We start from the raw sequence: 4,348 nt of genomic DNA, 5'->3' as shown, positions 1-4,348 counted from the left end.
CCCCCCCCCCCCCGCGTCGTCCCCCCGCCGTACCCCCTGCCGTACCCCGGGCGTCCGCCCGGTCAGGCCGAAGCCTCGTCCAGCAGCTCCAGCTCCTGCTCGGTGAGGACCAGCGCGGCGGCCGCGAGCAGCGGCGGCAGCTGCTCGACCGAACGGGCGCTGGCGATCGGCGCGGCCACCGTCGGACGGGAGGCCAGCCAGGCCAGCGCCACCGTCGCGGGCTCGACCCGGTGCGCGTCGGCGACCTGGTCCAGCGCGGCCAGCACCCGGGGGCCGCGCGGCTCCGCCAGGTAGCGCGCGGCGCCCTGGGCCCGGGCGCTGGCGACCTCCGCGCCGCCCGGCCGGTACTTGCCGGTCAGGAAGCCGGACGCCAGCGCGTAGTAGGGGACGGCGGAGAGCCCGTACCGGGTCACCACGTCGGCCAGCGCGCCCTCGTAGGTTCCGCGGGAGACCAGGTTGTAGTGCGGCTGCACCGCCACGTACGCGGCCAGGCCCTCGCGCGCGGAGAACTCCAGCGACTCGGCCAGCCGGTCGGGCCCGATGTTGGAGGCGCCGATCTCGCGGACCTTGCCCTCCCGCACCAGCTCGTCCAGCGCGGTGACGATCTCCTCGACCGGCGTGCCGGGGTCGTCCCGGTGGGTGTAGAAGAGGTCGATCCGCTCGATGCCCAGCCGGCGCAGCGACTCCTCCGCGCCACGCTTGATCGTCGCGGCGCCCAGCCCGGCGAGCTCGGGATGCGAGCCGACCTTGGTGGCGATGACGATCCCGTCCCGGTCGCCGCGGCTGCGCAGCCAGTCGCCGATCACGGTCTCCGACTCGCCGCCGGTGTTGCCGGGGACCCAGGCCGAGTAGACGTCGGCCGTGTCGACGAAGTTGCCGCCCGCGGCGGCGTAGGCGTCCAGCACGGCGAAGGACCGGGCCTCGTCCGCGGTCCAGCCGAACACGTTGCCGCCGAGCGACAGCGGCGAGACGGCCAGGTCGGAGGTACCGAGGGTCACACGTGGGGTGTCGCTCCGGGATTCGGTCATACCGCGAGTCAACCGCACGCCACCGGAGGTGATTCCGCGGACCCGGGTGAGTTCACGAGCTTGTCGTACGGCCGTTGCAGGAGGTGAGAGGTCCGTGGAGATGGGCACGTCCGCGTGGGTCCGGGGTGTCGGGCGGGTCGCGGAATTGGCTAGAGTCCTGCCCATGGCTGACAACGACTACGACCCCGCCGGCAGCACCCAGATGTTCCGGGCGTTCGTCGACGAGGCCCCGGCCCCGCAGGCCCCGGGCTCCGTGACCACCTACGGCAGCAACAACAACGCCGGTTCAGGCCGCACCGGCATGATCATCGTCGGTGCCGTGCTGGCGCTCGTCGTGGTCGCCGGTGTGATCTGGCTCGCCGTCAAGTAACCCGTCCCGAACTCCTCCTGCGTCCTCACCCCGGCGGCGCCGGGCCCGGCGGACCGGGGACACCGCGGCGCCCGCGCACCCGCACCGTTCCCCGGGCCGTCTGCCCGGTGGCGCACCGCGCTCCCGCGGGGGTGGCGGGGGCGGTGATGTCCCTAGACTGAACGGGTCCTACGACTCTCGTACGCCCGTGCCCCTGGAGGACAGCCCGTGACGCAGCAGCCCACCGAGACCGCCCGCAGCCTCGGCCTGACGGGCGCCGTCAACGCTCGCGACCTCGGGGGCTACCCGACCGCGGACGGCCGGGTGCTGCGGCACGGCGTCGCGCTGCGCGCGGACGCGCTCAGCCGGCTCACCGACGAGGACCTGGCGGTGCTCGCCGACCACGGACTGCGCCGGGTGGTCGACCTGCGCAGTCTGGTCGAGGTCCGCGAGGCCGGTCCCGACCGGCTCCCCGGCCTGCCCGCCGCTGCTCTCGCGGCCGCCGAGTTCTCCGACTCCCCGGGTGTCGTCGAGCCCGCGGACCCGGCTGGCATCGCGCTGCACCACCTGCCGATCTTCGCCGCGGACTTCGACATCTACGTGGCGCTGCGCAACGCGCTCGCCGACCGCGACGCCGACAAGCAGCGCGCCCTGCTCGGCGACGGCAAGGCCGCCGCGATGATGACCGGCCTCTACCGCTGGTTCGTCACCGACCCGGTGGCCCGCGACCGGTTCGCGAGCGTGATCCGGCTGCTCGCGGCGCCCGACGGGCCGCCGCTGGTGTTCCACTGCTCGGCGGGCAAGGACCGCACCGGCTGGGCGGCGGCGCTGGTGCTCACCGCCCTCGGCGTCGACCGCGACACCGTCTTCGACGACTACCTGCTCACCAACCAGCGCTCGGCCGCCCTGATCGAGATGATCGTCGACAGCTTCCACACCCGCGGCCTGATGAAGGATCCGTCGCTGCTGCTGCCGGTCTTCCGCGCCGAGCGGGCGTACCTGGAGACCGCCTTCGCCGCGGTCGAGGCCGGCTGGCCGTCCTTCGACGCGTTCTGGCGGGACGGTCTCGGCCTCGACGACGAGGTCCTCGACGGCCTGCGCGCCAACCTCCTGGTCTGAGCCGCCCGGGCCCGCCGCACCCCGACGGCACGCCCGCGGCGCACCCGCACCGCGGGCGGCGACGGCGGACGGGCCCCGGCGGGCCGCTACGCCTCCGCGATCAGACCGTCCCGCAGCTGGGCCAGGGTCTTGGTCAGCAGCCGGGAGACGTGCATCTGGGAGATGCCGATCTCCTCGCCGATCTGGGACTGGGTGAGGTTCCCGAAGAAGCGCAGCATGATGATCCGCCGCTCCCGGGGCGGGAGTTTGGCCAGCAGCGGCTTCAGCGACTCGCGGTACTCCACGCCCTCCAGCGCCAGGTCCTCGTAGCCGAGCCGGTCGGCGAGCGGGCCCTCGCCGTTGTCGTCCTCGCCGGGGCTGGAGTCCAGCGAGCTGGCGGTGTACGCGTTGCCGACCGCGAGGCCCTCGACCACGTCGTCGTCGCTGACGCCGAGGAAGGCGGCGAGCTCGGGGACGGTGGGGGAGCGGTCCAGCTTCTGGGCGAGCTCGTCGCCCGCCTTGGTGAGGGCCAGCCGCAGCTCCTGCAGGCGCCGCGGCACCCGCACCGACCAGCTGGTGTCCCGGAAGAAGCGCTTGATCTCGCCGACCACGGTGGGCATCGCGAAGGTCGGGAACTCCACCCCGCGGTCCGGGTCGAACCGGTCGATCGCCTTGATCAGGCCGATGGTGCCGACCTGGACGATGTCCTCCATCGGCTCGTTGCGGCTGCGGAAGCGCGCGGAGGCGTACCGGACCAGCGGCAGGTTCAGCTCGATCAGGGTGTCGCGGACGTACGTGTGCTCGTCGCTCCCGGCCTCCAGCGCCGCGAGCCGCCGGAACAGCGAGCGGGACAGCGTCCGGGTGTCCAGGGTGCGGTCGGCGGGCTCGACGGGCGCCGCCGCGGCCGTGGCGGACGCTTCGGCGCCCGGGCCGTCGGGGCCGGCGGTGCCGCCCGGACCGCCGCCGGGCGCGTCCGTGGCGCACCGGTCACCGGGCCCGGCCGCCTGGCCGGGCACCACGGCGACCGCCGCAGGCTCAAGGATCTCCTCGGCGACCGCCTCGACGACTGCACTGGCCGGCTTTCCGGACACGCGCCCACCCCCTCGTGACTGACCGTTCAACGGGCACCACCAGACAGTGGTTCCCGGATGAGTTCGTCCCCCACCTCAATACCGGCACACTGTCCCCGGCAAACCCGAATGTCGCAAGATGTCACTTGGCGGTAACGCGGTGCGATCCTGCGGCCACGTCCGGGCGCGGGCGCACGACCCGGCTCACTCCTCCCAGGAGTTCCCGGTCCGCAGCCGGGTCAGGATCCGGGCCAGCAGCCGGGAGACGTGCATCTGGGACATCCCCAGCTCGGTGGAGATCTGGGACTGCGTCAGGTTGGCGAAGAACCGCAGCATGATGATCCGGCGTTCCCGTTCCGGCAGCTGGACCAGCAGGTGCCGCACCATGTCGCGGTGCTCGACGTCGGCCAGCGCCGAGTCCTCGTAGCCGAGCCGGTCCAGCAGGGCCAGCCCGCCCTCGTGCTCCTGGGCGGCCTCCAGCGAGGCCGCGTTGTAGGCGCGGCCAGCGTCCAGACAGGCCCGGACGTCCTCCTCGGGGATCCGCAGGTTGGCGGCGATCTCCGGCACCTTGGGGGCCCGGCCGTGCACCACGGTGAGCTCCTCCATCGCGCCGCTCACCTGGACCCACAGCTCCTGGAGCCGGCGCGGGACGTGCATGGTGCGGACGTTGTCGCGGAAGTAGCGCTTGATCTCGCCGAGGATGGTGGGCAGCGCGTAGGTGGGGAACTGCACCCCGCGGTCGGGGTCGAACCGGTCGATCGCGTTGATCAGGCCGATGGTGCCGACCTGGACGATGTCCTCCA

Annotated in this window: 5 protein-coding genes; 2 read left to right on the top strand and 3 right to left on the bottom strand. The window is 73.4% G+C overall.

The features are described from left to right. Positions 1–62 precede the first annotated feature (62 nt). The gene (locus AA75_RS31780; RefSeq protein WP_033823794.1) at positions 63–1,028 is read right to left on the bottom strand and encodes an aldo/keto reductase; all 966 of its coding nucleotides are present in this window, start codon (positions 1,026–1,028) and stop codon (positions 63–65) included. A 163-nt stretch (positions 1,029–1,191) separates the two neighbouring features. Between AA75_RS31780 and AA75_RS31775 the strand changes: the two genes are divergently transcribed. Then, on the top strand, positions 1,192–1,398 hold the full coding sequence (locus tag AA75_RS31775) for a hypothetical protein (RefSeq protein ID WP_033823793.1): 207 nt from the start codon (positions 1,192–1,194) through the stop codon (positions 1,396–1,398). A 207-nt stretch (positions 1,399–1,605) separates the two neighbouring features. Then, on the top strand, positions 1,606–2,496 hold the full coding sequence (locus AA75_RS31770; protein WP_051813856.1) for a tyrosine-protein phosphatase: 891 nt from the start codon (positions 1,606–1,608) through the stop codon (positions 2,494–2,496). Positions 2,497–2,582: 86 nt separating this feature from the next. On the opposite strand, the gene AA75_RS31765 is transcribed toward AA75_RS31770, so the two are convergent. Both AA75_RS31765 and AA75_RS31760 read right to left on the bottom strand, forming a co-directional pair. Further along, positions 2,583–3,566, bottom strand: a complete 984-nt coding sequence (locus AA75_RS31765; protein ID WP_033823792.1) for an RNA polymerase sigma factor SigF — start codon at positions 3,564–3,566, stop codon at positions 2,583–2,585. A gap of 183 nt (positions 3,567–3,749) precedes the next feature. Next, positions 3,750–4,348: SigB/SigF/SigG family RNA polymerase sigma factor (locus AA75_RS31760; protein ID WP_033823791.1), on the bottom strand; the 599-nt coding region annotated here is incomplete at its 5' end.

Origin of the sequence: Kitasatospora sp. MBT63, from assembly GCF_000710465.2 — a bacterium.
Lineage (GTDB): Bacteria > Actinomycetota > Actinomycetes > Streptomycetales > Streptomycetaceae > Kitasatospora.
Note: the sequence above shows the minus strand (reverse complement) of the source record. Positions and strands in the feature narration are given on the sequence as shown.